The sequence below is a fragment of the Salinimicrobium oceani genome (genome assembly GCF_012037645.1).
This window is the reverse complement of sequence record NZ_JAAVJR010001514.1, coordinates 1-298: the sequence shown is the minus strand read 5'-3', so window position 1 is coordinate 298 and position 298 is coordinate 1. Positions and strand designations below refer to the sequence as shown.

The following is a 298-nucleotide window of genomic DNA, read 5'->3' as shown; positions in this document are numbered from 1 at the left end:
AGGAGAATCTGTTGGAATTTTTAGAGATGAGATAGCGAAATATAGAGAAGGTATAAAGCCTGAGGATCTTGAATTCACCAAAAATGCCCTCATTAAATCTAATGCGCTGCGATTTGAGACCCAGGGTTCTTTATTGGGAATGCTTCAGGAAATGAGTGCATATGACCTGCCGGCAAATTATATTGAGCAGGAGGAGAACATCATCAGGAATATGACTTTGGAGCAGCATAAAAAACTGGCTCAAAAATATCTTGATGAATCAAAAATGGCTTATTTGGTTGTAGGTGATGCCGAAACC

Annotated in this window: 1 pseudogene; it reads left to right on the top strand. The window is 39.3% G+C overall.

Annotated elements, in window-relative coordinates:
* Positions 1-298, top strand: a pseudogene (locus HC175_RS22890) (insulinase family protein); the annotation flags it as partial.